This is a genomic window from Arthrobacter sp. 10N43, from assembly GCF_056394525.1.
The window spans coordinates 1-3,584 of sequence record NZ_JBFTIA010000027.1; the positions used below are offsets into that span (position 1 = coordinate 1).

The window sequence follows — 3,584 nt, forward strand, 5'->3', positions numbered from 1 at the left end:
GGGTTAAATGCGGGAGGACCCCCAACATGTGTTGGGGGTCCTCGACCGTTAATGRTGTTCCGGCGGTGACCTACTCTCCCACACCCTCCCGGGTGCAGTACCATCGGCGCTGTGGGTCTTAGCTTCCGGGTTCGGGATGGGACCGGGCGTTTCCCCCACGCTATGACCGCCGTAACCCTTGCTCCGCCACCGCCYGTTGCCGGGGGTGGGGAAATCTTTGTGGTTACAACATGTGCTCTGCGGTTTTCACCGCAGGTGTGGTGTTGTTATTCAGTTGWSGGTTCTCAAGCAACGGGTTTGTTGGTTGGGAACCACATAGTGGACGCAAGCAGTCTTGTTTCTTTGTACCATCCCTTGGTGCGAACCCCTTTTGAAACGGGTTCGCGGGATGGTGTGTGGTGTAAGTTATCGGCCTATTAGTACCGGTCAGCTTCACGAGTCGTTAGTCCTCGCTTCCACATCCGGCCTATCAACCCAGTGGTCTGGCTGGGGGCCTCTCACACACAAGGTGTATGGAAATCTCATCTCGAAGCGAGCTTCCCGCTTAGATGCTTTCAGCGGTTATCCCATCCGAACGTAGCTAATCAGCGGTGCACTTGGCAGTACAACTGACACACCAGAGGTTCGTCCGTCCCGGTCCTCTCGTACTAAGGACAGCCCTTCTCAAATTTCCTGCGCGCGCAGCGGATAGGGACCGAACTGTCTCACGACGTTCTAAACCCAGCTCGCGTACCGCTTTAATGGGCGAACAGCCCAACCCTTGGGACCTACTCCAGCCCCAGGATGCGACGAGCCGACATCGAGGTGCCAAACCATGCCGTCGATATGGACTCTTGGGCAAGATCAGCCTGTTATCCCCGAGGTACCTTTTATCCGTTGAGCGACGGCCATTCCACAATGTACCGCCGGATCACTAGTCCCGACTTTCGTCCCTGCTCGAGATGTCTCTCTCACAGTCAAGCTCCCTTGTGCACTTACACTCGACACCTGATTGCCAACCAGGCTGAGGGAACCTTTGGGCGCCTCCGTTACTTTTTAGGAGGCAACCGCCCCAGTTAAACTACCCATCAGGCACTGTCCCTGACCCGGATTACGGGCCGAAGTTAGATGTCCAAAGTGACCAGAGTGGTATTTCAACGATGACTCCACCCGAACTGGCGTCCGGGCTTCAACGTCTCCCACCTATCCTACACAAGCCACTCCGAACACCAATACCAAACTATAGTAAAGGTCTCGGGGTCTTTCCGTCCTGCTGCGCGTAACGAGCATCTTTACTCGTACTGCAATTTCGCCGAGTTTATGGTTGAGACAGCGGGGAAGTCGTTACTCCATTCGTGCAGGTCGGAACTTACCCGACAAGGAATTTCGCTACCTTAGGATGGTTATAGTTACCACCGCCGTTTACTGGGGCTTAAATTCTCAGCTTCGCCTTGCGGCTAACCGGTCCTCTTAACCTTCCAGCACCGGGCAGGAGTCAGTCCGTATACATCGTCTTGCGACTTCGCACGGACCTGTGTTTTTAGTAAACAGTCGCTTCCCCCTGGTCTCTGCGGCCCCGATCCCCTCCCACCAGCAAGTGGTGTTCAAGGTTGGGGCCCCCCTTCTCCCGAAGTTACGGGGGCATTTTGCCGAGTTCCTTAACCATAATTCTCTCGATCGCCTTAGTATTCTCTACCTGATCACCTGTGTCGGTTTGGGGTACGGGCGGCTAAAACCTCGCGTCGATGCTTTTCTCGGCAGCATAGGATCACCGAATCCCCCCATACGGGGGTCCCGTCAGATCTCAGGCATCATGAACGGCGGATTTGCCTACCGTTCGCCCTACATCCTTAGACCGGGACAACCATCGCCCGGCTCGGCTACCTTCCTGCGTCACACCTGTTAATACGCTTGCCTCCCAGGATCAGGTCCCGCGCTCCACCAAAACCCTCACACCACAAGGGCGATCGGGCAGGTTTCGGGCGGTTAGTATCCCCTGTTCAGCATGGGCGGTTTTTCGCCGGTACGGGAATATCAACCCGTTGTCCATCGACTACGCCTGTCGGCCTCGCCTTAGGTCCCGACTTACCCAGGGCAGATTAGCTTGACCCTGGAACCCTTGATCATCCGGCGGACGGGTTTCTCACCCGTCTTTCGCTACTCATGCCTGCATTCTCACTCGTGTAGGCTCCACCGCTGGTTTCCACCGCGACTTCACTGCCCACACGACGCTCCCCTACCACTCCAGACGCCTGAACTAACTTCACAAGGAAGCAGCTTGGCTAATATCTGAAATCCACAACTTCGGCGGTGTACTTGAGCCCCGCTACATTGTCGGCGCGGAATCACTTGACCAGTGAGCTATTACGCACTCTTTTAAGGATGGCTGCTTCTAAGCCAACCTCCTGGTTGTCTTCGCAACTCCACATCCTTTCCCACTTAGCACACGCTTAGGGGCCTTAGTTGGTGGTCTGGGCTGTTTCCCTCTCGACTATGAAGCTTATCCCCCACAGTCTCACTGCTGCGCTCTCACTTACCGGCATTCGGAGTTTGGCTGACGTCAGTAACCTTGTAGGGCCCATTAGCCATCCAGTAGCTCTACCTCCGGTAAGAAACACGCAACGCTGCACCTAAATGCATTTCGGGGAGAACCAGCTATCACGAAGTTTGATTGGCCTTTCACCCCTACCCACAGCTCATCCCCTCCATTTTCAACTGAAGTGGGTTCGGTCCTCCACGACGTCTTACCGTCGCTTCAACCTGGCCATGGGTAGATCACTTCGCTTCGGGTCTAGATCACGCCACTGCAACGCCCTATTCAGACTCGCTTTCGCTACGGCTTCCCCACACGGGTTAACCTCGCGACGTAACACTAACTCGCAGGCTCATTCTTCAAAAGGCACGCCGTCACARCTACAAGGCTGCTCCGACGGATTGTAAGCACACGGTTTCAGGTACTGTTTCACTCCCCTCCCGGGGTACTTTTCACCTTTCCCTCACGGTACTGGTCCGCTATCGGTCATTAGGGAGTATTTAGGCTTATCAGGTGGTCCTGACAGATTCGCACGGGATTTCTCGGGCCCCGTGCTACTTGGGATACTTCCCAGGCGGTGCACAACATTTCGGTTACGGGGCTCACACCCTCTACGGCCGGCCTTTCAAGACCGTTCACCTATGCCAGCACTCTCACCYYACTGTCCCGGCAGAGACAGAACGGAAAGTCCCACAACCCCGACCATGCAACGCCCGCCGGCTATCACACATGGAACGGTTTAGCCTGATCCGCGTTCGCTCGCCACTACTGACGGAATCACTATTGTTTTCTCTTCCTGCGGGTACTGAGATGTTTCACTTCCCCGCGTTCCCTCCACGCACCCTATGTGTTCAGATGCGGGTCACCAGGCAGCTCGCGCCCCTGGCGGGGTTTCCCCATTCGGACACCCTGGGATCACAGTCCGGTTATCGACTCCCCCAGGCTTATCGCAGATTCCTACGTCCTTCTTCGGCTCCTAATGCCAAGGCATCCACCGTGTGCTCTTAAAAACTTGACCACAAAAGATCAAGGAGTAATTTTCGAGAGAACCATGAAAACCACCATCCCGCCC

The 3,584-nt window shown here is 55.6% G+C and carries 2 rRNA genes; both read right to left on the reverse strand.

Features of this window, described 5'->3' with window-relative positions:
- Nucleotides 1–57: 57 nt before the first annotated feature.
- A 5S ribosomal RNA gene (gene rrf, locus AC1DDO_RS22895) occupies nucleotides 58–174 on the reverse strand.
- 221 nt (nucleotides 175–395) lie between these two features.
- A 23S ribosomal RNA gene (locus AC1DDO_RS22900) occupies nucleotides 396–3,530 on the reverse strand.
- Nucleotides 3,531–3,584: the final 54 nt, after the last annotated feature.